Here is a 26,238-nt window from a genome sequence, read left to right as displayed (position 1 = left end):
AAACTATTACAATTATTATTATTACAATATTAGGTAATGACTGAAGAAAAAATGATGAGGCTAAGCCAGGTGGCAAGAAAACTGAATGTAGGTCTTTCTACAATTACAGAACACCTTGCTGCTAAAGGCTTTGAAATTGAAAATAATCCTAATTCAAAAATAACGCTTCAACAATTCAATCTGCTGATGAAAGAATTCGAGTCTTCAGCACTTGATAAAAAGGAAGCGTCTGGTCTCACCATTGGTAAAAAGCATACTGACAACATCATCATTGAGTCAGAAAATACAGCTGAGAAAAGAGCTAAAGATGAAGACGAAGAATTCTTCATTAAAAATACTAGTACAGAAAAAAGCAAACCAGCAGAAGAGCCGGTTGTCAAAACTGAACCTGTTAAAGAACAGCAAGTAGATGCCTCTTCAGAATCAGATCTTTCAAAAGTAAAGCTTCAAGGGATAAAAGTATTAGGGAAAATTGATCTGAATGAGAAGAAAAAAACTAAACCTAAAGTCGAAGAACCTGCGGAGGTAAAAGAACCTAAGCAAGTTGTCGAGCAACCTAAAGAAGTGAAAAAAGCAGAGGAGCCGGTAACTATAAAAGAGGAACCTGTGCCTGTAAAACCTGTAAAAGTAGTTCAGGAAGTAGTTGAAGTTAAGGAGCCTGTAAAGCCAAAGGTGGAAGAAGTAGTTGCTCCTGTTGCACCTGAACCTAAGGAAATCAAGATTCCGGAAGTGAAGAAGGAAGAAAAGCCGGTAGAGGAAATTGTAAAACCAGTTCAGGTGACCGAAGAAGTAATCACAAAACCTCTGCAGCAAATGCCACCGGTTGTTAAGCCACAGGAAGAAGAGGAGTTAATAAAGGCAAAAGCCGATACCTTGAAAGGTCTTACCGTAATGGGCAAAATAGAATTGCCAGATAAGCCTAAGAAAAAGGATAATAAACCTGTAGCCTCTTCTGACGACAAAGACAAAAAGAAACTTAAGAGAAAGCGTAAAAGACTCAGAATTCCTGGCAAGGAAGGCCAGCCCACTACTCAAACAGGGACGCCTCAGGTTCAGACAGGAGCAGGAACACAATCCAGAGACAATAGACCTGGAAATGCTAATAGACCTGGAAATGCCAATAGGGATAATAATAACAGAAACAAAAACTTTAAGAAGCCAGTTGTAAAAGAGGAGGTTTCTGATAAACAGATTCAGGATCAAATCAAAGCGACACTTGCAAAATTAAGCGGAAACAAAGGCCCAGTTAACAGAGCAAAATACAGAAAGGACAAAAGGTCTGCATTTGCCGAGGCTGAGGAGGAAAGGATGCTTCATGAACATGAACAGGCCAAAGTTTTGAGAGTTACAGAATATATCTCAGCAAATGACTTGGCCGTTATGATGGAGGTTTCTGTTAACCAAGTTATTTCGACATGCCTTAGTTTAGGTATGTTTGTTTCAATAAATCAAAGGCTAGATGCGGAAGCAATTACCGTAATTGCTGATGAATTTGGGTACACTACAGAATTTATCTCAAGCGATGATGAGGAAATCATTGCAGAGGCTGAAGATCGCCCCGAAGACATGGTTGAAAGGGCTCCTATAGTAACAATTATGGGACACGTCGATCATGGAAAGACGTCACTCCTTGATTATATAAGAAAAACTAAAGTTGTACAAGGCGAAGCCGGAGGTATCACTCAGCACATTGGTGCATATAATGTAACCACAGATTCAGGCAAGAAAATAACCTTCCTGGATACCCCAGGTCACGAAGCGTTCACCGCGATGCGTGCCCGTGGAGCTAAAATTACAGATATTGTAATTATAGTTGTAGCAGCAGACGATAGTGTGATGCCGCAAACTAAAGAGGCAATAAATCATGCTATGGTTGCGGGTGTGCCGATAGTTATTGCTATCAATAAGGTGGATAAACCTACTGCTAACCCTGATAAAATTAAAGAAGAGCTTGCTAAAGAAAATATCTTAGTAGAAGACTGGGGTGGAAAATATCAGTGTGAGTTAATATCTGCGAAGAGCGGAAAAGGTATTTCTGAGTTATTGGATAAAGTCTTGCTAGAGGCTGAAATTCTAGATTTAAAGGCAAATCCTAATAGAAATGCCTCAGGAACTATTGTGGAAGCGTCTCTTGATAAAGGTCGTGGTTATTTAGCTACGGTTCTTGTTCAAAGTGGTTCACTTAGTGTTGGAGACGTTGTTGTTGCCGGAGCTCACTATGGAAAAGTTAAAGCAATGACTGATCATAGAGGCGTTAAAGTCAAAAAGGCAGGCCCATCTACTCCGGTTCAGCTGCTTGGTTTGAATGGAGCACCGCAGGCAGGTGATAAATTTCATGTTATGGAGTCTGAAAGAGAAGCAAGGGAAATTGCTACTAAGAGGGAGCAATTGCTTCGTGAGCAGAGTATCCGCACAAGAAAACATATAACACTTGACGAAATCGGAAGAAGGCTTGCTATCGGAAACTTCAAAGAGCTTAACATTATCGTTAAAGGTGACGTGGATGGTTCGGTTGAAGCACTTTCTGATTCATTGCTTAAACTATCTACTCCTGAAATTCAGGTTAGAATCATACATAAAGCAGTTGGTGCAATTTCGGAATCAGATGTATTGCTAGCATCTGCATCGGATGCAATCATTGTAGGTTTCCAGGTAAGGCCAACTACAACATCAAGAAAGCTTGCTGATCAGGAAGAAATTGAAATCAGACTTTACTCCATCATTTACGATGCGATCAATGAAGTGAAAGATGCGATGGAAGGCATGCTTGAGCCAAAACTTGAAGAGGTCGTTGTAGCAAATGTTGAAGTTAGAGAGACATTCAAGATTTCAAAAGTTGGTACTATTGCCGGCTGTTATGTTACTGATGGCCTTATCAGAAGACAAAGTAAAGTCAGAGTAGTCAGAGATGGAATTGTTGTTCATACTGGTAAGCTAGATTCACTGAAGAGATATAAAGATGATGTGAGTGAAGTGAAATTTGGATATGAGTGCGGCTTGAGCTTCCAAGGGTTTAATGACCTGCAGGTAGGTGATATAGTTGAGGCATTCGAAGAAAAAGAAACTAAACGTACTTTATAAGTTTTAAAAAATAATTTAATGAAAAAGCCCCGATTTGGGGCTTTTTTCATTATAAATACAATCAATCTGATAGTAATAATTAGATTGAGTTCATTTTTTCTTTGGTCTTCTGAAGTTGACGTTTTAAGTTTTCATAGACTAAATCAACAGCTTCTTCAAATGAAGCGGCTTGTTCCTTAGCCATTATTGATGTTCCAGGAAGAAAAAGTTTAACATGCACAGATTTATTCCCTTTAACATCATCTGTCTCGACCCGAAGGTAAACGTCTCCTTCAGTGATTCTATCATAAAAAGTTTCAAGTTTGTCCAGTTTTTTCTGAATAAAATCTAGCAACTTTTTGTCTGCGTCGAAATGGATAGATTGCATTTGAAGTTTCATAGTTATATAATTTAAAGTTATCAATCATGCTTTTGGATGAGCCTGCTCAAAAATGGCTTTGAGCTTATCCAGAGAATTATGGGTATAAACCTGAGTTGCTGCAAGGCTGCTGTGCCCCAACAAATCCTTAATAGCATTCAAATCTGCTCCTTTATTAAGAAGATGAGTAGCAAAAGTATGCCTCAATACATGGGGACTTCTTTTTTCCAAAGTGGGTATGGTATCAAGATAGTTTTTTACTGTGCGGTAAATAAACATCGGATAGCTTTGTTCACCTTTGTCCGTAATAATTAAATATTCATTAGGCTTTTCAATCACTTTTTCTCTCTCCTTCTTATATATATTAATAAGATTCATTAGGTTTTCGTTCAGAGGAATGATTCGTTCCTTGTTTCCCTTCCCTTTGATTTTAATAATACGCTCAAACTTATTGATGTGTTCTTCTTTTATTGAAATAAGTTCGGACAAACGAATACCTGTTCCATAAAGAAGTTCAAGGATAAGTTTATCTCTGAATCCATAAAAGTCTAAGGAAAATATGAAATGATCAAGGAGACGTAATAAATCGTTTTCCTCGACAAAATGAGGTAATTGTTTGTTTATTTTAGGTGCTTTAAGACGAAGAGTAGGGTCTTTTTGAATTGTTCCTTGTTTAAGGAGATATTTAAAGAAAGATCTTAGACATGCAATCTTCCTGTTGATTGATTTTGCTGTAATTTCATTTTCTGCCAATGTTATAATCCAAGCTCTAATCATCTGATAAGATGCTTCAGAAGGGCATGACAAGCCATAGCTGTCTTTTGAAAAGACAGAGAATTGATTGAGGTCATTTTGATATGAAATAAAGGTATGATTGCTATACCTTTTTTCATATCTAATATAATTTAAATACGATTCTATCATATTAGTACTACCTGAATATCAGGTAATACTAAACATAATAAAAAAAATCTTATTTCAAAAGAAAGAAACTATATTGTTTCTTGCTCATTAAGTTTTTGTCTATAAACAGCTCTGATTTTTTCAGCTCTTCTGGAAACAGATTTTTTCTCGTAATAGCTTCTTGCGCGAAGTTCTTTCAATACACCTGTTCTTTCGAATTTCTTCTTAAATCTCTTAAGAGCTTTATCTATTGACTCGTTTTCTTTTACGTTGATGATAATCATTTATTTTCAATTTAAGGGATGCAAATATAAGTAATTATTCACAAATATTCACTTGCCTAGATTTAAATTTTTAATTTATTAGATTTTTACTTATAACTATTTTTTGAATTTCTGAAGTTCCTTCACCAATTGTACACAGTTTCGCGTCTCTATAAAATTTTTCTACAGGGAAATCCTTTGTATATCCATATCCACCAAAAATCTGAACAGCCTCATTTGCAACTTTTACTGCAACTTCGGATGCATAATATTTTGCCATCGCCGCCTCTTTTGTCATGTGCATTCCTTTGATTTTCATATCTGCCGCTTTTAAGGTCAGGAGATTTGCGGCCTCAAGTTCGGTAGCCATTTCTGCCAGTTTAAATGAAATTCCCTGAAAAGAAGCAATAGGCTTGTTGAATTGATGACGTTCCTGAGAATATTTTAATGCGGCATCAAATGCTCCTTCTGCAATGCCAAGGCTTAATGCTGCAATTGATATCCTTCCTCCATCAAGAACTTTCATTGCTTGGACAAAGCCATCTCCCTTACTTCCAAGCATTTGATCTTTGTGGACTCTTACATTGTCAAATATGAGTTCTGTTGTTTCGGATGCGCGCATTCCCAATTTATTTTCTTTTTTTCCTGCGCTAAATCCGGGAGTACCTTTTTCAATAATAAATGCGGTAGAACATCTGTGCTCACCTGGATTTCCTGTTCTTGTTATCACCACTGCCAAATCTCCTGATTTACCATGGGTAATAAAATTTTTGGATCCATTTATTATCCAATAATCACCATCCTGCACGGCAACGGTTTTCATATTTCCAGCATCTGATCCTGTATTTGGTTCAGTAAGACCCCAGGCCCCAATAAATTCTGCTGAAGCAAGTTTGGGCAAATATTTCTTTTTTTGATCCTCATTACCGAAAGATAAAATATGGCCAGTGCAAAGGGAATTGTGCGCTGCTACTGAAAGTCCTATCGCACCGTCAATTTTGGATATTTCCTTGATTGCAGTAATGTATTCAAAATATGAGAATCCTGCCCCTCCGTATATTTCGGGTACCAAAACACCCATGAGTCCCAATTCTCCCAGTTTTTTGAAGAGAGGAATAGGGAACTCCTGTTTTTCATCCCATTCCAATACATGAGGTTTTATACTTCTCTGGCCAAAATCCTGGATCATTCTGGCTATCATTTGTTGGTTTTCATTGAGGTCAAAATTCATATTCTAAAAATATTTTTTTTTTATAAACGTTGTACAATTTTAATTTGTTGAGAAAAAATTGAACTTTTGGTCCAAATAGGAAAAAAAAGTATTTCCAACATTGTGGCTCTTGATAAAGTTATAAAAAAGTAATGCTATCTTAGCAAAAGGAATTATATTGAATTTTTGGTAAACCGTTAACTTTATAATCATGAAAATTACAGTTGTAGGAACAGGATATGTAGGTTTAGTAACAGGAACCTGTTTTGCTGAAACAGGCAATTTTGTGACTTGTGTCGATATCGATGAGCAAAAGGTCTGCAAAATGAAGGAGGGTATTGTGCCAATTTATGAGCCTGGTCTTGATATTATGTTTGAAAGAAACATTAATGAGGGCAGATTGACTTTTACGACTAAACTAGAAGATGCAATTGATGGAGCAGAGGTAATCTTTTTAGCTTTGCCTACACCTCCAGGAGCGGATGGCGCAGCTGATTTGAGCTTTATCTTAAAGGTGGCCGAGCAGCTAGGCTCTTTAATAAAAGACTATGTTGTCGTCATAGATAAAAGTACTGTTCCAGTAGGAACTGCTAAAAAGGTAAGACAAAAAATTGCAATGAATTGCAATTGCGAGTTTGATGTTGTTTCTAACCCGGAATTCTTAAGAGAGGGCGTCGCTATTGAGGATTTTATGAAACCAGACCGCGTGGTAATTGGTACATCTTCTGAAAGAGCGAAAAAACTGATGGAAAAACTGTACGCTCCATTCGTAATGCAGGGAAATCCTATTCACATGATGGATGAAGAGTCTGCTGAGCTTACAAAATATGCTGCAAATGCCTTTCTTGCCATGAAAATTTCATTTATGAATGAAATAGCAAACCTATGTGAAAAAGTAGGAGCGAATGTAGATATGGTTAGAATGGGTATTGGTACTGATAAAAGAATTGGTAACAGATTCCTTTTTGCAGGTGTTGGATATGGAGGAAGCTGTTTTCCTAAAGACGTAAAAGCTCTTGTTAAAACTGCAAAAGACAATAACTATGATTTTAAAATTCTGAACGCAGTTGAAGATATCAACGAAATTCAGAAAACCATTATGATTCCGAAGATTAAGAACTTCTTCAAGGGTAATCTTATGGGAAAAAGAATAGCAATTTGGGGATTAGCATTTAAACCAAATACTGATGATATCAGAGAAGCGCCAGCTTTATATATTATCAATGCTCTATTAGCAGAAGGTGCAGAAATAGCAGCCTTTGATCCGGAAGCTATGGATAATGTGAAAAAAATCTTGGGCGACAGAATTACCTTTGTTGACAATCAGTATGACGCTTTACTTAAAGCTGATGCATTAGTAATTGTTACAGAATGGCCTGCATTCCGTACTCCTGATTTCCCTAAAATGATCCAGAGAATGAATGCAAAAGTGATTTTCGATGGAAGAAATGTATTCAAAACTGAACAAATGAAGGAATTAGGTTTCCATTATGAATCTATTGGAAGAGAAAAAGTAACAAGAGATTCCAAAACAGGAGAAAAAATTACCATTAGCAAAGATAAAATTATTGAAAACTAAGAGGTTACTTAGAAATGTATAATAAAGCCACAACAAATAAAAGAGTTTTAGTTACCGGAGGTGCCGGCTTTTTAGGGTCTCACCTGTGTGATAGATTTATCGCAGAAGGTTACCATGTAATAGCAATGGACAACCTGATTACGGGAAATTTAAGAAATATTGAACACTTGTTTCATTTGCCACAATTTGAATTTTATAATTGTGACGTTTCGAAATTTGTGCATGTCCCTGGCAACCTGGACTATATTCTTCATTTTGCCTCTCCGGCCAGCCCAATAGATTATCTGAAAATTCCTATTCAGACATTAAAAGTAGGTTCATTAGGAACGCACAATCTTTTAGGTTTAGCAAGGGCTAAAAAGGCAAGAATCCTTGTGGCTTCTACTTCCGAAATTTATGGAGACCCCCATGTTCATCCTCAGAATGAGGATTATTGGGGAAATGTTAACCCTATAGGTCCTAGAGGAGTTTACGATGAGGCCAAAAGGTTTCAGGAAGCTATTACTATGGCTTATCATACTTTTCATGGACTTGAAACCAGAATCGTTAGAATTTTTAACACTTATGGTCCTAGAATGCGATTAAATGATGGAAGAGCACTTCCTGCATTCGTTGGTCAGGCTATCAGAGGAGAAGATCTTACTGTATTCGGTGATGGATCTCAAACCAGATCATTCTGCTATGTTGATGACCTTGTTGAAGGTATTTACAGGTTATTGTTGAGTGACTATGTATATCCGGTAAATGTTGGTAATCCTGATGAAATTACTATTAAAGAATTTGCTGAGGAAATTATTAAACTTACAGGTACTTCTCAGAAAATAATCTATAAGCCTCTACCAACAGATGATCCTAAACAAAGAAGGCCGGATATTACGAGAGCAAAAGAAATTCTTGGATGGGAGCCAAAAGTTTCCAGATCAGAAGGACTAAAAGTAACTTATGATTACTTCAAAAATTTACCTTCAGAAGAGTTGAAAACAGAACCTAAAGAATTTTCTAGTTATTCGAAGTAATCTTTTGAGAGAAATATCATTTATAATTAAAAAGTCCTGCCAGCTTTTGCTGGCAGGCTAATTTAAAGGATGGACTTTAATATATATGATGATATTGTAGCCAGGAGAAAGAGTTTATGTGTGGTTGGGTTGGGATATGTTGGGCTGCCAATTGCTCTGGAATTCGCCAAAAAAACTGATGTTGTCGGATTTGATATAAACAAAGAGCGTGTTGAGCTGATGCGTCGATGTATAGATCCAAGCGGCGAATTGGATAAAGAAGATTTTTTGGGAAAAAGTATCATTTTTACTCATTCTGTTGAGGATCTTAAAGATGTGAGTTTTTTTATTGTAGCAGTTCCTACTCCGATAGATACATTCAATCATCCTGATCTTAAACCACTCATAGCAGCTTGTAATACTGTAGGGAAGGTGTTGAAAAAAGGCGACTATGTTGTGTTTGAATCTACTGTTTACCCAGGTTGTACTGAAGAGGATTGTATTCCTATCCTAGAAAGGATTTCCGGCTTAAAATTTAATGAAGATTTTAAAGTAGGGTATTCCCCTGAAAGAATAAACCCGGGAGACAAAGAACATACGCTCTCAAAAATTATTAAAGTTGTTGCAGGATCTGATGATCAAGCAATGGATGAAATTGCAAAAATTTATGCACTCGTTGTAGAGGCAGGAATTCATAAAGCCTCTTCAATTAAAGTTGCAGAGTCAGCTAAAATTATTGAAAATACCCAGCGAGATCTGAATATTGCATTGATGAATGAGCTTTCAATTATTTGTGATAAGCTCGGAATCAACACTTATGAAGTACTGGAAGCTGCTGCGACTAAATGGAATTTTTTGAAATTTACTCCTGGACTTGTGGGAGGCCATTGTATAGGTGTAGACCCGTATTATCTAACTCACAAAGCTAAATCATTGGGGTATAATCCGAATGTGATTCTGAGTGGTCGATCAATAAATGATAATATGGGGGCTTATATAGCTAAGAAAACTATTCAGCTGCTGATTAAAAAAAATAAAAATATTAATCAGAGTAAAGTCCTGATAATGGGGGCTACATTTAAAGAAAACGTTGAAGATATAAGGAACTCAAAAGTTGTGGATGTGATCAAAGAGTTAAGGTCATTTTCACTGACAGTAGATATTATAGATCCTCATGCATCTTCTGAAGATTTTGAGCATGAGTACGGAATTAACATAAATCAAAAGACTGTGGGGCCATATGATGCCATAATTATGGCCGTGCCTCACAAGGAATATACATCTCTCGACCCATCCTACTTTAGTAAATTAATGGATCAGAATTCAGTTTTTATTGACTTAAAAGGGATGTATCGGAATCAATTTAAAAATTTGACATATTGGAGCTTATAAAGAACATCTATGAAAACCTTTAGTAAAAAGATATTGATAACAGGAGGAGCCGGATTTATTGGATCTCATGTAGTAAGGCTATTTGTAAATAAATATTCTGATTATTTGATTTATAATCTTGATAAGCTTACTTACGCAGGAAATCTGGCGAACCTTACAGATGTAGAAAATGCACCAAACTATAAATTTGTGAAAGGCGATATCGTAGATACGGGATTTATATCAGCCCTTTTTAATGAACACAAGTTTGATGGAGTAATACATTTGGCTGCAGAAAGTCATGTGGACAGATCCATCGAAAATCCAATGGAATTTATTTTTACAAATATTGTTGGGACAGTTAATCTTTTAAATGCAGCCAAAAGCATCTGGAAAGATAACTATGATGGTAAGATATTTTACCACGTTTCCACAGATGAGGTCTATGGTTCTCTTCATGATGGAGGATTCTTTACAGAGACAACATCATACGATCCTCAATCTCCATATTCTGCATCAAAAGCAGGTTCTGATCATTTCGTAAGAGCTTATCATAATACCTATAAAATTCCTGTATTAGTAAGCAATTGCAGTAATAACTATGGCCAAAATCAATTTCCTGAAAAACTTCTGCCTTTGATGATTAATAATATCATCAACAAAAAGCCATTACCTGTTTATGGTAAGGGAGAGAATATCAGGGATTGGCTATATGTTGTAGATCATGCAAGAGCTATTGATGTAATCTTTCACAAAGGCAAGATCGGTGAAACATATAATATTGGCGGGAACAATGAATGGAAGAATATTGACATTGTTAAGTTAGTATGCAAAGTAATGGACCAAAAACTTGGAAGACCTGTAGGTGAATCAGAAACACTCATAACTTATGTTAAAGACAGGGCAGGTCATGATCTAAGATATGCAATTGATGCTACTAAAATAAAGCAAGAGCTTGGGTGGGAGCCTTCACTTCAGTTTGAAGAAGGCCTTAATATTACAGTTGACTGGTACCTGAATAATAAGGAGTGGCTTGAAAATGTAACTTCCGGAGCCTATCAGAATTATTATCAACTACAATATAGTTCAAAATTTTAAGGATGTTTCAAACTCCCTTTCATAAAGAAAATTTAAGTAACTACTGTTTCCTGGTAACAGGAGGAGCCGGATTTATAGGATCTAATCTGGTAGAATATCTGCTTAAATATAATGCAGGAAAAGTAAAGGTTCTGGATAACTTATCTACTGGGTTTTATCATAATATTTCTGCATTTGAAGATAATCCTTCATTTGAATTTATAGAAGGGGATATTAGAAATTCTGAAACTTGCCAAAGGGCTTGTGAGGGGGTTGATATCGTTTTTCATCAGGCTGCTTTAGGCTCTGTCCCGAGAAGTATCAATGATCCGATAACTTCTAATGAAGTTAATGTCAACGGATTCTTAAATATGCTTGTCGCGGTCAAAGATCAATCTGTTAGAAGGATGGTCTTTGCCTCTTCTTCTTCAGTCTATGGCGATAATCAAGAACTCCCAAAGCAGGAAGATAAAGTAGGAAATGCGTTGTCTCCTTATTCTGTTACAAAGAAAATAAATGAAATGTATGCCGATGTTTTCTCTAAAATTTACGGAGTAAACTTGATTGGGCTGAGGTATTTTAATGTATTTGGTCCAAGGCAAAATGTGCAAGGTGCTTATGCCGCTGTTATACCAAGATTTATAGAAGCATTTCTTACAGGTGGTAAAGTTATTTTTCATGGAGATGGGAGTCAAAGCAGGGATTTTACTTTTGTAGAAAATGCCGTGCAGGCTAACATTAAAGCAGCATTTACAGATAATCCTGAGGCATTGAACACTATTTATAATGCAGCTTTTGGAGATACTATATCTTTAGTTGGGGTCTTTAAAAAGTTGCAGGAGATTTCTGGTAATAACGAAATTCAGCCTGAGATTCATCCCAAACGTGTTGGTGATATTCAGGATAGTCTGGCAAATATTAGCAAGGCAAAATCATTGCTTGGGTATGAACCTGCAATTAAAGTTTCTCAAGGGCTGGAGATTACATATAACTGGTATAAGTTTAATCTTGAATCAATAAAAAAATAAAAAAATGAAAGGTATAATTCTTGCCGGAGGGTCTGGTACACGATTACATCCATTGACGCTTGCTGTAAGCAAGCAGCTTATGCCGGTTTATGATAAACCAATGATATATTATCCTCTTTCAATTCTAATGCTGGCTGGAATTAAGGATATTCTTATCATTTCAACACCTCATGATATGCCGAACTTCCAGAAACTTTTGGGCGATGGTAAAAATCTTGGTTGTTCTTTTAGTTATGCTGTTCAGGAAACCCCCAACGGTCTTGCTCAGGCTTTTGTGATAGGAGAATCTTTCATTGGAAATGATAAAGTAGCGCTCATATTAGGAGATAATATCTTTTATGGTTCTGGGTTGAGTAATTTATTGTTCAAAAATAATGACCCTGATGGGGGAGTGGTATTTGCTTACCATGTCCAGGATCCTGAGCGATATGGTGTTGTTGAATTCGACAAAGACAATAAAGTATTATCTATTGAAGAGAAACCGGCAAAACCTAAATCAAATTTCGCAGTTCCCGGATTATATTTTTATGACAATCAGGTAGTAGAAATTGCAAAATGCCTTGAGCCCAGTCCAAGAGGCGAATATGAAATCACAGATGTTAATAAAGCTTATCTTGAGATGGGTAAGTTAAAAGTCGGAATTCTTGACAGAGGAACGGCATGGCTTGATACAGGGACCTTCCCTTCCTTAATGGCAGCTGGCAATTTTGTGCAGGTTATCGAAGAGAGACAGGGCTTGAAAATTGGCTGTATTGAAGAAGTTGCATACCGCATGAAGTTTATAAATGATGAAGGTTTAGAAAAACTTGCGAAACCTTTGTTGAAGAGCGGTTACGGGACTTATCTTTTAGACCTCTTAAAAAATAAAGCCTGATAAAAGTCCACAAATTATAATAATAGGAGGAGGAACTTTTGTGAACTGAAGTAAGCAAAAGGTTCCTCCCATAATAAAATAACTTACAATGTTGCCTTGCAATGGCTGAAAAAGAATTATAGCAGTTGCAGTAACAATACCAGCACTGACCGCATTTATCCCTTCAAGGGAAGCTCTTACTGCCCTATATTTTTTTAACCTGTCCCAAAAACGTATTATAAAGAAAATCATAATAGTACCTGGAAGAAAAATGCCGGCAGCGGCCACAACTCCTCCTAATATTTCTCCCCAAAGACCAAACTCCCGCATAGATAATGCCCCAACAAATGAACTGAATGCAAACAAAGGTCCGGGCAAGATTTGTAGAAGAGCGAAGCCGGAAAGAAATTCTTCATGAGTCAGATATTGTTTCTGATCAAAAACAACAAATTCCTTATACAGCATAGCACTTAAAGCCTGGCCTCCACCAAAAATTAGACTTCCGTTTCTGAAAAAATTCTCAAAAAGTCTGATTGGTAGTGCATTTGTCATTTTCCCTAGCAAGGCTGCTCCGATAAATATTCCAGTAAATAGAAAAAAGTTGGACCATTCTATTTTTTTCAGACTTGCGCTTTCCTCAATAGGCTGTTTTTTAAAACGAAATGAGGTGGTAAAGCCCCCTAAAATTAGGCAGATAGGAAATATCGCAGGTGTCTGAATGAAATAACAAATGACAGCAGATATTATGAAGAGCACTATACTTGTCTTAGTTTTTACTGTTCCGCTACTGATTTTATAAGCTGCAGATGCCACAAAGCCAACAGCCATAGGTTGAATATATCTTGTAAAATACAATGGAATGCTTTCGTGCTGCAGATAAGAAATTGCAATTGCAGCTATTGTCATAATTGACACAGTTGGTAAAATCCAGCAAAGTAAGGTAAGAAAGGCAAGCCGAGGACCACCAATTTTAAATCCGACAGCTGTTAACGTTTGTGTTGAGGCAGGTCCGGGTAATATCTGACAGAAAGAATTCAATTCTATTAATTCTGCTTCCGTTATATAGCCTCTTTTTTTTACCAAAATATTAAAAAATAAGGCTAGATGAGCTTGAGGTCCTCCAAAAGCAGATAGGGAAAGGAGAAAAACATCTTTTAAAAAAATAAGATGCCTTACTTTTTTAATTGAGATGGTACTTTCTGTTTTATGTAACGGAACCTCAGGAAGCAATGGAGTCGAAGGGATTTTTTAACTTTTAAACTTAAATATAGTTATTTCGGAGAAATTTTAATCTCACTAACAAATCAAACTATTCTCATATGATAAAGTTTAATTTTAGTTTGGCAGCTCTGATCTGTCTATTTTTAGTCTCTTGCGATTCCAAAAATGAAAAATCGAACGAAGCAGAAAATGTAGATACAATAGCTACAGATAACACTTCGGTAGTTAAGGAAGAAGTTAAAGAGGATACAGTAGGTCTGTTGAAAAGCGGAGGTCTTACATTAAGACCATTGGTTCAATCTCCGGATTTTCCAGATGCTATTCTGGAGTTGAATAAACCAGAAGAAAATGGAAAATTAAAACCCGGCAAGGTGGAGTTTAATTACGAGATTAAAAATTATGAGCTAAAAGGCCAGACATCAGGCTTTTGTCAGGATAAATGTGCCAATTCCAAAGATGGTCAACATATTCACCTGATTTTAAATAACGAGCCCTATATTGCTAAATATGAGCCAAAATTCGAAGAGGAACTAAAAGAAGGTCATTATGTTGCCTTATCCTTCCTTTCACGTTCTTATCATGAAAGTTTAAAACACAGTCAAGCATATGATTTACGTCAGTTTGTAGTTGGTAAGGCTGCCAATAAAAATATAGATTTAACTCAACCTATGTTATTCTATAGCAGACCTAAGGGAGAGTATGTTGGTAATGATACAAAAAATATACTGTTGGACTTTTATCTTGTAAATACAGAGCTGGCTGAAAATGGGAATAAAGTAAAGGCTACGATAAACGGAAATGAATTCACAATTACTCAGTGGAAGCCTTATTTAATTGAAGGTTTGCCAATGGGAGAGACGAAAATAAAACTTGAACTGATAGATAAAGAGAATAAGCCAGTTAAGGCACCATTTAATCCGGTAGAAAGAACAATTACATTAAAGCAAGCTGCGAGTTAATAGTATTGAAATAAAAGGAGGCGCTCATAAAGCGCCTTCATTGTTAGTGAAGGACTTCTCTTAAAATCTTAACTGATTTTAATTCGCCAAAATTTTCAATGTGTTTATTAAAAAACAGAAGGAGGATTTCGAGAAGCCTTTGACGGACTGCATTGGATATTTTTACTGGCTCAAAAAAATCTGATCCAATAAAAAGATTGATCTTAGCTTCTTCTTCCTTTGTAAGAATAATGGCAGTTGAAGTAATGATATCTTTTGCGGATGAAGGGAAAATACCATGAAAGGAAGAAAGCTGAAACAAGAAATGGATATGAAAATTTTCGTAGTCAGATTCTAAAGAATCAAGAATTATTAAGCTTTTATGTAAAAAGAAGAATAAGTCCTTGTTCGCCTCTTCTTCCTTCAATGTTTTTATTAAAACTTCAGCAATCATTAATGCAATCGTTGTCTTCTTAAGGTCATATGGAAGACTTTTATATGGTTGACTGCAGTGTATCTCTGAAATTCTGTTCAGGTTTGCATTGAGTTTTTTGTAAACAATTAAATCAAGGATTGTGAGAGGTTGGAAAAGTGCAATCTTACTTTTGTTTTTGCTTCTAACCCCATTTACTATATAGCTTTGAATGCCAAGCTCACTAGTATAAATCTTAGCTATGATAGAACTTTCCTTATACTTAATGAAATTTAATACTATTGCCTCAGTTTTAACAAGCATTATTCAATTACGGCGATTTTAGCTACCATTGATTCTTCTCCGTTTTCTGAAGAAGAAAATACAAGATAAGTACCTGTCTCAGCCTTTTTACCATTGTAATTTTTACCGTTCCAGGTTGCAGTACCTCCAGCAGCTTTTGTTTGGAAGATAAGGTTACCGTATATATCTGTTATTTTTATATTCGCGTTTTGAGCAAGTCCGGAGATACCTACAGTGCCAGCAAATCCTGGAGGTACAGGATTGGGGAAGATTTTTATGTCTTGAAATTTGTCAGTAGCTTCAGTTGATTCGCCTCTAAAAGATATAAGCCCTTTAGATGTGGCAATGAAAACTTCTCCGGTACTTTCCATAATTGCAACATCATTGATGATGTTGGACAATAGCGGGCTATTGTCAACAGTAAAATGATGTATTACTTCCAGTCCAGTTTCGCTAAGAAGCCAAAGTCCGTTTTCTGTTCCAATCCATTTTCTGTTTCCGCCATCAACTGTGATGCATTTGATATTTTCCTGATAGAGTAGTGGATATCCTTCATATATTGGTTTTACCGCATCAACAGTTGGGGACGTAAGAACTGAAGAAACGTTGTAGATGATTCCAACACCACCCTTTGTTCCAATCCACATATCACCCTTCTTATCCTCAGCCAGGCATGTTACCTCCTTTTGTGGCAAGCCTCCTTTTCCCGGAGTGTTATCCAAAGACCTTTTGACATTAGTTTTTTCATTAAAAACTATAAGTCCGTCTCCTCTGCCCGGGATTACTCTTATCCACTTTTGATTGTAGCTGTCTATAAGCAATTCAATGTTGAATCTTATATTGTCAAGGGTAATAGGATAATTTCTCCAGACTGAATCCTTGCTCAAAGAGTGAAGAGCCGGAGAAGTTGAAGAAGGAAGAAAGCTGTTGAGGATCCATAAAGTACCATTTTTGTCAACTTTAGCATCGCTTGTTAACACAAAAGAGCCATGCCCTCCTCCTGGATCTATAAGCGGAGTATTGGTAGGATTGTAAATAGTAGTTTGATTATTTTTTAACTCTAAAATTCCATGGCCATATGAAGCGAAATATAATTTCCCATTATAAGGATTATAAGTACTATGTATAATATCTGATGCATAAGATAAACTTCCTGAATTGGTCCATATATCGTTTTCAAATATACAATACTGGCCATTCTGATTTGCTTTGCCATATGTGGGCCCATATCCTCCTCCACATACTACCAATTTATCTCCGTAAGTGTCGATCGTGAAAGAATTTTCATTTTGAGGAGAGTTTATCTGGAAATATTGGATATTGCCGTTAGATACTTTAAACAACCCTCCGCCTTGCTGATCTGCAACCCATAAATTGCCCGCCTGATCAAATGAAGCTTCTTTGGGCCAGTTATAAGGGAAACCTGACTTCAATTCATAACTTCCCAAATTTTCAACTATCAAGAGATAATCATCCATGCCACAGAGAAGTTTAGATCCGCTTAAATTAACCGTGGTAAGGCCGCTGCTATAAGGAAGATTGCTTTTTTGCCATTTTTGGTTGGTGTAATAGTAAAAACCCTCAGATGGAGATCCTGCTATCATTATATCATTCAGATAGTTTATTGTTTTGATAGATGAAAGAAGTCCGTCTTGAGTTTGAAATATATACCAGTTGGAATAATCGAGAAGATTGATGGTTGTTGAAACCCTGGCAACCATAAGTCCTTTATCAGTTGCTGCGTATAAACTGTCCTTTTGCTGATTAAGAGAGCTAGCATATACTTTTAAAGTGCTTCCGTTTGGACCAATATTCGTATAAGATTCCTTTACTTCTTTCTTTTTAAGGTTAATAACTATTAACCCAAAATCCGTTGAAAGATATGCAAACTCATTGCTGAAATTTATATGGTTAATGACCTTGCTGCCAATAATAAACTTATTTTTTAGCTCACTCAGGTTATAAATGGAGCCATCCTTCTCAATAATGTCAATATTAGCATCTGCATAGGTTATTACTGTTTGTCCAGTGAAGTCATTGAATTTTATTCTTGTATAATCAACACCGCTAAGTCCATTAATTTTTGATAAAGGAGAAATACTATTATCAGTTTGGTCAATAACGACCAAACTTCTCTGATTGGAAGTGGCATACACTTTATTACCTGCTACTGTAAGTCCTGACCAGAAATTATATGGTAGGTGTGTTCTCCAGCTTCCTAATGGGATGGATGACTGAGCGAAAGAAGTTCCTGCTTGTAATAAAAGACAAAGGACGATTAAAAGTATAAATCTAGATTTCATAATAAAAAGACACCTGCCCAAATATAACTTCGAAAAACAATAATTATTACATTCACCTAAAAAGGAAAAGTGAATATTTTTTTTCAAATTTGATAAAATCCTGGTTTTATATAAAAAAATAGATCAGAATCCGTTTTACAAAACAAAGAGTTGAGTATGTCTGTAAGAGTAAATTTACCTAAAAGTGAGTCGTATTCAGTGGCATTGGCTGAAAAGCTTACTTCTGAATTTTTCTCTAATAATTTAACTATATCTGGTAGTCAGATTGTCCGATTTTGTAAAATAGATCAGGTTAATTTTTTTGTATTAAAAGTTTTAATGGATAAGTGGAAGGAAGAAACTACCAAGCTTAGAAGTCCTTATTTTGATTACGAAAATGAAGATGTTAAAAATGGTGTTGAAGTACTCTTAAATATTCTTTCAAACCATATCCTTATAAAGAAGGAGTTTTTTCGCCCGCTGCTTCAAAAAGCTATTTACGAGTCTATTATTTACATTATAAATCCTAAAGAATATTTAAAAACTGAACTTGTTCAATCAGGACAAAGTCTTGAAGGGTTAAAGAAAAATCTTAAATTTTTTAAGGTACACAAGAGATTCTCCGAAAGTATTATTAATAAGTTGAAGCCAGACACTCAAGAAAATGAGTTTAATGAAATGGCAAGCCTTTATTCTGAGCACTCTGATTATTTCGATCCAATACAGCCTATTCTTGAGCAGTTTTCATCATTGCTTGTGATCAATCCCAAGGAATTTATTATAGAAGAGCAGGTTGTTCATTTGAAAGTTGAAGAAAGAAAAGAAGAGAGCAGTAGTATTAAAAAATCAGTGGAGATTCCACCTGTTCTGGAAACGACTCCCAGCCCTACAAAAGAAAACACAACACTTAATCAGACATTTTCACGGACACAACTTACCCTGAATGATATGCTTAAGCAGCAGAATGTATCAAGCTCAGGGATGCATGTGAAAAGCAAGATTTTTGATATCAAATCAGCGATTCCACTTAACCAGAAGTTTATTTTTATAAGCGAATTATTTGCAGGTCATAGTGGTGAATATGAAGCAGCATTGACAGAATTAAATAACTGTTCTGAGCTGGAAGAGGCCAAGCAAATATTAAAGGACAAATACCTTCCAAAATGGAAGTGGGATTTGAACAAGAAGACTGTTCAGGACTTTTTTGAAATAGTAAGCCGTAAATTTTATTAGTGACTCAATAATTGTCTTCTGTGTGCGTCCAGCTTTAAGAAAATAAATAGCAGGATTGTAAATGACCACAGTGATGATCCTCCATAGCTAAAGAATGGCAGAGGAATACCAATAACAGGGAAAATTCCAATCGTCATTCCTATATTTACCATAAAGTGGAAAAATATAATGCTTGCAACGGAGTAGCCGTAAATTCTTGCAAATTTATCCTTTTGCCGCTCTGCAAGATAAACAAGCCGCATCATAAAAAGCACATACATTACGATTAGGATAGTGCTTCCAAGCCAGCCATGTTCTTCTCCGATAGTGCAAAAGATAAAGTCGGTACTTTGCTCTGGTACAAAGTCAAATTTAGTTTGTGTCCCTTCAAGAAAACCTTTCCCGAGAAATTCGCCTGAGCCGATTGCAATTTTGGATTGAGTAACATTGTAGCCAGCCCCGAGAGGATCGATGTCAGGATTTACCAGGACGAGAATTCTCTTTCTCTGGTGATCCTGCAAAACTTTATTTACAAAGAAGTCAACGCTGAATGCAGTTGCAATACAAATAATACAGCCTACCAGCACAAAAGAAGATCTGATTACTAATGTCCGGACTTTAGTACTTTTCTTTCTTGAAGTAATAATATAGATAAGAGCGAGAATACCCAATCCGACTACGACCTGAGCGATGGAAATAGGAGGAAATATAAGCGCCAGGATAAATAGAATAACACTGACAAGGCCAAGTATAAGTATAAGTGGAGAAAGTCCTTCTCTATAGAGAACAAGAATAAATGAGCTGAAAACCAGTACTGATCCTGTTTCATTTTGCAATAATATACATATCGCCGGCAACCCTATGATCAGGGCACACATGAGCTTGGTTTGCAGTTTTTCGAATTTAATATTGATTTTCCCTAAATAAGTAGCAAGTGCAAGGGCAGTTATAAACTTGGCAAACTCCGCCGGTTGAATTCTCAATGACCCTATTTCGAACCATGATCTGGAGCCTTTCGCTTCTGTTCCCAGGAATATAGTGGCTATAAGTAGCAAGATCATCAACCCGTACATAATGTATGCAAAGGTGTTGTAAAACTTATAGTCAATTACAAGAATCAGTATAATGAGGACCACAGATGTGCCGATCCAGACCAACTGTTTACCTGAGTTTAGAGAAAAGTCAAATATATTCTGATGTGCTTCCGCATCATATACAGCGGCGAACACATTCAACCACCCTGCAATCACGAAAAAAGCATAGAACCCTACGGTGAGCCAATCTATACTTTTTGATAAATTATCGTCTTGACGCATATTATTTTTTCAAAACTGTCTTATTCCTATGGATAAAATCTTTTTCCAGGATGTATTTTTCAATATGTGGTTTAGTGATGGTATCGTTCAGGTATTTTTCCATCATTAATCTTGCAATAGGCGCCGCTGTCATTGCTCCAAATCCTGCATTTTCAACGAATACCGCAATGGCAATTTTAGGGTCTTCTTTAGGCGCAAATGTAATATAAACAGAATGGTCCTTTCCGTGAGGGTTTTGAACTGTTCCTGTTTTACCACAGACCTTCATCCCGTCAATTTTGTTAAATATTGCGGCCGTACCACCGTTAACAACCATTTCCATAGCGTCGATTATCACAGGGTAATATTTCTTATCAACTTTGGCGTAATGTTTTTCCTTGTATTGTTCCGGAACTTCCTTGTTTTTGCCAATATGTTTTACAAAATGCGGTGCATAATAAAACCCTTGGTTGGCAATAGTAGCTGCCATATTCGCCATTTGAATCGGTACGATCATTACCTCTCCCTGTCCAATATCAAGAGATCGTATCGTCGAATGTTTCCAGCCATTATAACCATACCATTTGTCATAAAATTCCGGAGATGGAATATATCCAGCTTTCATATTAGGTAAGTCTACACCTAATTTATGACCAAATCCGTATGACATGATTAAATCTCTCCACTGTATATAACCTATTCTTGAATCTTTAAATTTATTATCGTCTTTCCCTTGTTGAATCATGTTCCGAAATGCCATATAATAATATGGATTGCATGACCACTGAAGAGAGCCCATCAGATTTTGAGGAGACGGATGACTATGGCAGTTAGGTCCCCACGACTTGTTACATGCAAACGTCGTGTGGGGCGTTAAAATTCCCATTTGCTGTCCAACAAGTGCCTGAACTATCTTAAAAATTGATCCCGGAGGGTACATTGCCATTAAAGGCCTGTTAAATAATGGCTTTAAACTATCCTTTTCCAGTTTTCTGTAATTTTCCGAAAAGTGTCTTCCAGTTAATATATTAGGGTCATAGGTTGGGCTGGAAATAAATGCCAGGATTTCTCCTGTAGCCGGTTCAATGGCTACAACACTACCAATTTTATTTTCCATTAACCTCTCCCCATATTGCTGAAGTTCGAGGTCTATGCTTGTATAAAGATTTTCACCTGGTATGGAAATAGTATCATAAATACCATCTCTAAAAGAACCTTTTTCAACTCCCCTAACATTCACCATCATGTATTTGACACCTCTTTGGCCTCTTAACAACTCTTCATAATTAGCTTCGAGACCAGAGATTCCAATGTAATCTCCCTGCAGGTAATACTTATTATCTTGCTTTTCCAGTTGTTTTTTGGAGATCTCTCCAATATACCCTAAAGCATTGGCGAGACTGTGGTGAGGGTAAGAGCGAATTGTTCTTGCCTGGGGATAAAATCCAGGATAGTCTATAAGAAAGTCCTGTACCTTGGCAAAATCAGCGATAGAGAGTTGTTTTAAGAAAGCAGTGGGTTTTACAGTTGAATATTCCCTTGCTTCTTTGATTTTTTTAACAAATTCTTCTTTGGTGATTCCAAAGCGTTCACAAAAGATGAGCGTATCTTTTATTTGCACCTCCTTTGGCACGACCATCAGGTCAAATACAGGGGTGTTGAATACAAGTATCTTTCCATTTCGGTCATAGATCAGACCACGGTAAGGGTACTCGATAATACGGCGCATGACATTATTCTGGGCTTCAAATTTATATCTTGAATCCAGTACCTGAATAAAAAACAGTCTTACAATGAAGACTGCTCCAGTCAATATGAAAATCAACTGAACAATATTTTTTCTATCTCTGAACATTTATCGTTTGCGGGAGAAAAGCAGGAACTGTAGCAGGGTGAAAACCCCAAATGTAAATATTGAGCTTAATACAATTTTGCCTATCGCCTGAAAGAAGACATTTAGTCCCCAGGCTTCAATGGCAAAAAGAAGCGTATGGTGAATAAATATGAGTACCGCAGCGTAAGAAGCGAACCATTGGAATCCAAGAGATTGGATGGAGATTTCCATGGTAGCATCATAACCACCTCTAGGGGTAAGCACATTTATTACGTAAGGACGAATGTAGGCTATGAAAACGCTGGCTGCCATATGCATGCCTAATGTGTCATAGAATACATCTATTGTAAATCCAAATACCAATGCAATAACCATGGTAAGCATATGCGGAATCTCATATGGCAGCATTAATATGAAGCCAATGTAGATATAGCAAAATGCCATATTGAAGAAGGCAAAATTTCTGAATATCAATATTTGTAATACCCAAAACAGGATAATCAGAAGTATGGGCATTAAGATAGTTCTGCTTCTCATTCGTCAGATGAATAATTGCTCTGGCTTTCCAGAGAATCTTTTTCGGCTTTAAGGTAATTTTCGATTATATAAACGTATTTCAGGGTTGTAAAGTCTGTCGCCAGTTTAACATTGATTTTATAAAATGGTTTTCCCTGATCTATTTTGAAATCCTGAATTCTTCCTATCAAAGCTCCGGGAGGAAATAAGGTATTGTAGCCTGAAGTAACTACACTGTCTCCAATTTTGAAATGGTGATGTCTGCCTACATATTGCAGATCTGCTATGGCAGGATCCATTCCTTGCCACTTTACAATTCCATCAATTTCTCCATCTGAGATTTTGGCCGAGACACTCCATTTCTCATGTAGTAACGAAATAATTGTTGAGAAATTTTCGGTGCATGATTTAACCTTGCCGACAATTCCGTCCTGAGCAATAACTCCCATGCCAGGTTTGATTCCGTCGAGACTACCCTTGTCTATCGTGATATAATTTGTAAAACGGCTTGTGGAATTATTTACAACTTTGGCCGGAATGTAATTGTACTGGTTGGCTTTTAAAAATTCGGACTTATTACCAATAATAAAATCCTTTTTTTGATACTCTTTGGTAAGTAGTCGCTTCAGCCTTGCATTTTCTCCTGCAAGCTGAGTGTTTACATCCTTGAGGTTAAAATATTCAGTTACGTTGTTGGAGGTCTGAAGAATTTCTCCAACAACGTAATTTGAAGTATTAAAATAGGATGCGCTTTGATAACTGTTGTTTCTGATTATCAGCCACACACATATGGCTTCGAGAATCAGAAAAAAAAGAAATGCCTTATACTGGTATAAAAAATGAAATAACCTGTGCATTTAAATTTTAAGTCATCAATACTGCTCTGTATTTATCAAATTCTTTTATGGCCATTCCGGTCCCTCTTACTACAGCGCGAAGTGGATCTTCAGCTACATGTATCGGAAGTTTGGTTTTCATTGCCAGTCTCTTATCCAGTCCTCTAAGAAGAGCTCCTCCTCCAGTAAGGTGAATACCATTATCATAGATATCGGCGCTCAGCTCAGGGGGAGAAATTTCAAGAGCTTTCAGCACTGCTTCTTCAATTTTAGAAACTGATTTGTCAAGTGCAAAAGCAATTTCCGAATAAGTTACTTTTATAATTTTCGGAATACCTGTCATCAGGTCTCTTCCTCTGATTTCATAATCTTCAGGAGGATTGTCCAGCTCTGTCAGTGCTGAGCCAACTTCGATTTTTACTCTTTCTGCAGATCTTTCACCTATTAGTAAGTTGTGCTGTCTTCTCATATAGTCAAGGATATCTTTGTTAAAGACGTCACCTGCAACTCTTATCGACTGTTCACAAACGATACCAGAAAGTGCAATTACTGCAATCTCAGTTGTTCCTCCACCGATATCAACAATCATAGAACCTACCGGTTGTTCGATATCGATTCCAAGACCGATAGCGGCAGCGATCGGCTCGTGTATCATATAAACTTCTTTTGCGCCTGCATGTTCTGCAGAATCTCGTACAGCTCTTTTTTCTACCTCAGTGATTCCTGACGGGATACAAATGACCATTCTGTGAGATGCACCGAAGAATCTTTTTCCTCCATCAATTAACTTAATTAGTCCCCTGATCATGTGCTCTGCAGCATGGAAGTCTGCAATTACACCGTCTTTTAGAGGTCTAATGGTTTTGATGTTCTCATGAGTCTTCTCATGCATTTGCATTGCTTCCCGGCCAATGGCTCTTACCTTACCTGTAATCTTGTCAAGGGCAATGATTGATGGTTCATCAACCACAATTTTGTCCTTATAGATGATTAAGGTATTTGCTGTTCCCAGGTCAATTGCGATATCACTGGTGAAAAAATCAAATAATCCCATGCTTATTAAAAATCCTGATTTAGACTAATCCTTTTAATACTGTGAAATTTACAAATTTGTTTTTAAATCAAAAGAAATTAAACTCATTTTTAGTGCTTGAAATGCCTGAATCCAGTTAGGACCATGGCTATATCATGTGCATTGCAATAGTCTATTGACTCTTGATCTTTAATTGACCCTCCCGGTTGTATTACTGCTTTGATGCCTGCTTTGTCAGCGATCTCAACACAGTCAGGGAAAGGGAAGAAGGCGTCGGATGCCATTACTGCACCTTCAAGGGAGAATCCAAAACTTTTGGCTTTTTCGATCGCCTGTCTCAGGGCATCTACTCTTGAAGTCTGACCTACTCCGCTTGATATCATCTGTCCGTCAACTGCCAATACTATAGCATTGGATTTTGTATGTTTACAGATTTTGTTGGCAAACAACAAAGCTCTTTTTTCTTTGTCGGATGGAAAACGATTGGTTACAGGTTTTAGTTCTTCCTCTGTTTCCTTTTTTAAATCTTTTTCCTGTTCTATTACTCCGTTAAGAAGTGTTTTAAACTGTCTTGAAGAGAGTGTAACGGGTTTTCTTCTTAATAAGATTCGATTTTTTTTCGAAGTCAGCAATTCCAGTGCATCTTTTTCAAAATCCGGAGCAATTAATACTTCGAAGAACAGCTTGTTTAGCTCTTCTGCTGTCGCCAAGTCAATTTTGGAACCAGTGATGATTACACCTCCGAATGCAGAAACAGGGTCTGCAGCCAAAGCCTTCAGGTATGCTTCTTTTGGAGTGGTTGCTGTAGCGATACCGCAAGCATTATTGTGCTTTAGGATGGCAAAGGTTGTTGTTCCTTCAAATTCATCAATCAATCCTACTGCGGCGTCAACATCCAGCAGGTTGTTATATGATAATTCCTTACCGTTCAGCTTTTCGAACATATCATCAAGCTTGCCATAGAACACACCTGCCTGATGAGGGTTTTCTCCATAACGAAGAACCTGGAAGTCTCTTACACTTTGCTTAAAATGTTTTATTTCTTCTCCACTGAAGAAATAATTAAAGATTGCAGTATCGTAATGAGAAGAAATGTCAAATGCTCTTCCTGCAAAAAGTCTTCTTTCGTTCAGATCTGTTTCTCCTTTTCTTTCAACAAGGATATTTTCAAGCATAGGATATTGATCTTTTGAAGCAACAATCACAACATCTTTGAAATTTTTAGCAGCACCTCTTATTAAAGAAATTCCTCCTATGTCAATTTTTTCAATAATGTCTTCATCAGATGCTCCGGATGCAACTGTCTCTTCAAATGGATATAAATCTACGATTACAAGATCCAGGCTTGGAATATCATATTGAGCCACTTCTTTCTGGTCCTGTTCAAAATCTCTTCTGAAAAGAATTCCACCAAAAATTTTAGGGTGAAGTGTTTTTACCCTTCCTCCAAGAATTGACGGATAGGTAGTCAGATCTTCTACAGGAGTAACTTTTATTCCCAGGTCTTCAATGAATTTTTGAGTGCCTCCAGTGGAATAGATTTTAACACCTTGCTTGTCAAGAAGTTTAACTATTCTGTCAAGTCCGTCTTTATAATAAACTGATATAAGAGCAGATTTAATTTTTCTTGGATTCATT

The 26,238-nt window shown here is 36.7% G+C and carries 22 protein-coding genes; 9 read left to right on the top strand and 13 right to left on the bottom strand.

Going from position 1 to position 26,238, the window contains the following annotated elements:
• The first annotated feature begins 36 nt into the window (after nt 1–36).
• Nucleotides 37–3,081, top strand: a complete 3,045-nt coding sequence (gene infB / locus K350_RS0110720) for a translation initiation factor IF-2 (protein ID WP_028979917.1) — start codon at nt 37–39, stop codon at nt 3,079–3,081.
• A 79-nt stretch (nt 3,082–3,160) separates the two neighbouring features.
• On the opposite strand, the gene hpf is transcribed toward infB, so the two are convergent.
• The 4 genes from hpf to K350_RS0110700 all read right to left on the bottom strand — a co-directional run bounded on the left by hpf (nt 3,161) and on the right by K350_RS0110700 (nt 5,836).
• On the bottom strand, nt 3,161–3,460 hold the full coding sequence (gene hpf / locus K350_RS0110715; RefSeq protein ID WP_028979916.1) for a ribosome hibernation-promoting factor, HPF/YfiA family: 300 nt from the start codon (nt 3,458–3,460) through the stop codon (nt 3,161–3,163).
• A gap of 24 nt (nt 3,461–3,484) precedes the next feature.
• Nucleotides 3,485–4,363, bottom strand: a complete 879-nt coding sequence (locus K350_RS0110710) for a tyrosine-type recombinase/integrase (protein WP_028979915.1) — start codon at nt 4,361–4,363, stop codon at nt 3,485–3,487.
• Nucleotides 4,364–4,431: 68 nt separating this feature from the next.
• On the bottom strand, nt 4,432–4,626 hold the full coding sequence (gene rpsU, locus K350_RS0110705; protein ID WP_028979914.1) for a 30S ribosomal protein S21: 195 nt from the start codon (nt 4,624–4,626) through the stop codon (nt 4,432–4,434).
• A 70-nt stretch (nt 4,627–4,696) separates the two neighbouring features.
• On the bottom strand, nt 4,697–5,836 hold the full coding sequence (locus tag K350_RS0110700) for an acyl-CoA dehydrogenase family protein (RefSeq protein ID WP_028979913.1): 1,140 nt from the start codon (nt 5,834–5,836) through the stop codon (nt 4,697–4,699).
• A gap of 190 nt (nt 5,837–6,026) precedes the next feature.
• On the opposite strand from K350_RS0110700, the gene K350_RS28275 reads away from it, so the two are divergent.
• The 6 genes from K350_RS28275 to rfbA all read left to right on the top strand — a co-directional run bounded on the left by K350_RS28275 (nt 6,027) and on the right by rfbA (nt 12,739).
• Nucleotides 6,027–7,394: a UDP-glucose dehydrogenase family protein gene (locus K350_RS28275; protein WP_051313036.1), complete on the top strand. Its 1,368-nt coding sequence runs from the start codon at nt 6,027–6,029 to the stop codon at nt 7,392–7,394.
• Nucleotides 7,395–7,408: 14 nt separating this feature from the next.
• Nucleotides 7,409–8,410 carry a UDP-glucuronic acid decarboxylase family protein gene (locus tag K350_RS0110685; RefSeq protein ID WP_028979912.1) on the top strand — a complete coding sequence of 334 codons (1,002 nt, stop codon included), beginning with the start codon at nt 7,409–7,411 and terminating at the stop codon, nt 8,408–8,410.
• Nucleotides 8,411–8,479: 69 nt separating this feature from the next.
• On the top strand, nt 8,480–9,781 hold the full coding sequence (locus K350_RS0110680) for a nucleotide sugar dehydrogenase (protein ID WP_211236735.1): 1,302 nt from the start codon (nt 8,480–8,482) through the stop codon (nt 9,779–9,781).
• A gap of 9 nt (nt 9,782–9,790) precedes the next feature.
• On the top strand, nt 9,791–10,858 hold the full coding sequence (gene rfbB / locus K350_RS0110675; RefSeq protein WP_028979910.1) for a dTDP-glucose 4,6-dehydratase: 1,068 nt from the start codon (nt 9,791–9,793) through the stop codon (nt 10,856–10,858).
• Nucleotides 10,859–10,860: 2 nt separating this feature from the next.
• The gene (locus tag K350_RS0110670) at nt 10,861–11,865 is read left to right on the top strand and encodes an SDR family oxidoreductase (protein WP_028979909.1); all 1,005 of its coding nucleotides are present in this window, start codon (nt 10,861–10,863) and stop codon (nt 11,863–11,865) included.
• A gap of 4 nt (nt 11,866–11,869) precedes the next feature.
• Nucleotides 11,870–12,739, top strand: coding sequence for a glucose-1-phosphate thymidylyltransferase RfbA (gene rfbA, locus K350_RS0110665; protein ID WP_028979908.1), 870 nt, complete (start codon nt 11,870–11,872; stop codon nt 12,737–12,739).
• On the opposite strand, the gene chrA is transcribed toward rfbA, so the two are convergent.
• On the bottom strand, nt 12,722–13,948 hold the full coding sequence (gene chrA, locus K350_RS0110660; RefSeq protein ID WP_342665045.1) for a chromate efflux transporter: 1,227 nt from the start codon (nt 13,946–13,948) through the stop codon (nt 12,722–12,724). The genes rfbA and chrA overlap by 18 nt on opposite strands.
• Before the next feature lie 89 nt (nt 13,949–14,037).
• On the opposite strand from chrA, the gene K350_RS0110655 reads away from it, so the two are divergent.
• Complete coding sequence (locus tag K350_RS0110655; protein WP_028979906.1) at nt 14,038–14,898, top strand: hypothetical protein; 861 nt, start codon at nt 14,038–14,040, stop codon at nt 14,896–14,898.
• 43 nt (nt 14,899–14,941) lie between these two features.
• On the opposite strand, the gene recO is transcribed toward K350_RS0110655, so the two are convergent.
• Nucleotides 14,942–15,613, bottom strand: a complete 672-nt coding sequence (recO, locus tag K350_RS0110650; protein ID WP_028979905.1) for a DNA repair protein RecO — start codon at nt 15,611–15,613, stop codon at nt 14,942–14,944.
• On the bottom strand, nt 15,613–17,895 hold the full coding sequence (porZ, locus tag K350_RS0110645) for a type IX secretion system anionic LPS delivery protein PorZ (protein ID WP_028979904.1): 2,283 nt from the start codon (nt 17,893–17,895) through the stop codon (nt 15,613–15,615). Before porZ ends, recO begins: the two co-directional genes overlap by 1 nt.
• A 156-nt stretch (nt 17,896–18,051) precedes the next feature.
• On the opposite strand from porZ, the gene K350_RS0110640 reads away from it, so the two are divergent.
• Nucleotides 18,052–19,107 (top strand): hypothetical protein, encoded by a 1,056-nt coding sequence (locus K350_RS0110640; protein ID WP_028979903.1) that lies wholly within the window; start codon nt 18,052–18,054, stop codon nt 19,105–19,107.
• Here K350_RS0110640 and rodA read toward each other — a convergent pair.
• The 6 genes from rodA to purH all read right to left on the bottom strand — a co-directional run bounded on the left by rodA (nt 19,104) and on the right by purH (nt 26,237).
• A complete protein-coding gene (gene rodA, locus K350_RS0110635) occupies nt 19,104–20,402 on the bottom strand; it encodes a rod shape-determining protein RodA (RefSeq protein WP_028979902.1) in 1,299 nt (432 codons plus the stop codon). The two genes, K350_RS0110640 and rodA, sit on opposite strands and share 4 nt — an antisense overlap.
• A gap of 1 nt (nt 20,403) precedes the next feature.
• Nucleotides 20,404–22,236 (bottom strand): penicillin-binding protein 2, encoded by a 1,833-nt coding sequence (gene mrdA / locus K350_RS0110630; protein WP_028979901.1) that lies wholly within the window; start codon nt 22,234–22,236, stop codon nt 20,404–20,406.
• The gene (locus K350_RS0110625; protein WP_028979900.1) at nt 22,237–22,752 is read right to left on the bottom strand and encodes a hypothetical protein; all 516 of its coding nucleotides are present in this window, start codon (nt 22,750–22,752) and stop codon (nt 22,237–22,239) included.
• A complete protein-coding gene (gene mreC / locus K350_RS0110620) occupies nt 22,749–23,588 on the bottom strand; it encodes a rod shape-determining protein MreC (protein WP_028979899.1) in 840 nt (279 codons plus the stop codon). Before mreC ends, K350_RS0110625 begins: the two co-directional genes overlap by 4 nt.
• A gap of 7 nt (nt 23,589–23,595) precedes the next feature.
• A complete protein-coding gene (locus K350_RS0110615; RefSeq protein ID WP_028979898.1) occupies nt 23,596–24,621 on the bottom strand; it encodes a rod shape-determining protein in 1,026 nt (341 codons plus the stop codon).
• Nucleotides 24,622–24,710: 89 nt separating this feature from the next.
• Nucleotides 24,711–26,237 carry a bifunctional phosphoribosylaminoimidazolecarboxamide formyltransferase/IMP cyclohydrolase gene (purH, locus tag K350_RS0110610; RefSeq protein ID WP_028979897.1) on the bottom strand — a complete coding sequence of 509 codons (1,527 nt, stop codon included), beginning with the start codon at nt 26,235–26,237 and terminating at the stop codon, nt 24,711–24,713.
• Nucleotide 26,238: the final 1 nt, after the last annotated feature.

This window comes from Sporocytophaga myxococcoides DSM 11118 (assembly GCF_000426725.1).
Classification (GTDB): Bacteria; Bacteroidota; Bacteroidia; order Cytophagales; family Cytophagaceae; genus Sporocytophaga; species Sporocytophaga myxococcoides.
The sequence above is the reverse complement of the archived record's forward strand: the minus strand, read 5'-3'. Positions and strand labels throughout refer to the sequence as shown.

Bases quoted from the DNA above. Each gene is read 5' to 3' on its own strand.
- infB (WP_028979917.1), top strand. From the start codon at position 37: ATGACTGAAGAAAAAATGATGAGGCTAAGCCAGGTGGCAAGAAAACTG.
- hpf (WP_028979916.1), bottom strand. From the start codon at position 3,460: ATGAAACTTCAAATGCAATCTATCCATTTCGACGCAGACAAAAAGTTG.
- K350_RS0110710 (WP_028979915.1), bottom strand. From the start codon at position 4,363: ATGATAGAATCGTATTTAAATTATATTAGATATGAAAAAAGGTATAGC.
- rpsU (WP_028979914.1), bottom strand. From the start codon at position 4,626: ATGATTATCATCAACGTAAAAGAAAACGAGTCAATAGATAAAGCTCTT.
- K350_RS0110700 (WP_028979913.1), bottom strand. From the start codon at position 5,836: ATGAATTTTGACCTCAATGAAAACCAACAAATGATAGCCAGAATGATC.
- K350_RS28275 (WP_051313036.1), top strand. From the start codon at position 6,027: ATGAAAATTACAGTTGTAGGAACAGGATATGTAGGTTTAGTAACAGGA.
- K350_RS0110685 (WP_028979912.1), top strand. From the start codon at position 7,409: ATGTATAATAAAGCCACAACAAATAAAAGAGTTTTAGTTACCGGAGGT.
- K350_RS0110680 (WP_211236735.1), top strand. From the start codon at position 8,480: ATGGACTTTAATATATATGATGATATTGTAGCCAGGAGAAAGAGTTTA.
- rfbB (WP_028979910.1), top strand. From the start codon at position 9,791: ATGAAAACCTTTAGTAAAAAGATATTGATAACAGGAGGAGCCGGATTT.
- K350_RS0110670 (WP_028979909.1), top strand. From the start codon at position 10,861: ATGTTTCAAACTCCCTTTCATAAAGAAAATTTAAGTAACTACTGTTTC.
- rfbA (WP_028979908.1), top strand. From the start codon at position 11,870: ATGAAAGGTATAATTCTTGCCGGAGGGTCTGGTACACGATTACATCCA.
- K350_RS0110655 (WP_028979906.1), top strand. From the start codon at position 14,038: ATGATAAAGTTTAATTTTAGTTTGGCAGCTCTGATCTGTCTATTTTTA.
- recO (WP_028979905.1), bottom strand. From the start codon at position 15,613: ATGCTTGTTAAAACTGAGGCAATAGTATTAAATTTCATTAAGTATAAG.
- porZ (WP_028979904.1), bottom strand. From the start codon at position 17,895: ATGAAATCTAGATTTATACTTTTAATCGTCCTTTGTCTTTTATTACAA.
- K350_RS0110640 (WP_028979903.1), top strand. From the start codon at position 18,052: ATGTCTGTAAGAGTAAATTTACCTAAAAGTGAGTCGTATTCAGTGGCA.
- rodA (WP_028979902.1), bottom strand. From the start codon at position 20,402: ATGCGTCAAGACGATAATTTATCAAAAAGTATAGATTGGCTCACCGTA.
- mrdA (WP_028979901.1), bottom strand. From the start codon at position 22,236: ATGTTCAGAGATAGAAAAAATATTGTTCAGTTGATTTTCATATTGACT.
- K350_RS0110625 (WP_028979900.1), bottom strand. From the start codon at position 22,752: ATGAGAAGCAGAACTATCTTAATGCCCATACTTCTGATTATCCTGTTT.
- mreC (WP_028979899.1), bottom strand. From the start codon at position 23,588: ATGCACAGGTTATTTCATTTTTTATACCAGTATAAGGCATTTCTTTTT.
- K350_RS0110615 (WP_028979898.1), bottom strand. From the start codon at position 24,621: ATGGGATTATTTGATTTTTTCACCAGTGATATCGCAATTGACCTGGGA.
- purH (WP_028979897.1), bottom strand. From the start codon at position 26,237: ATGAATCCAAGAAAAATTAAATCTGCTCTTATATCAGTTTATTATAAA.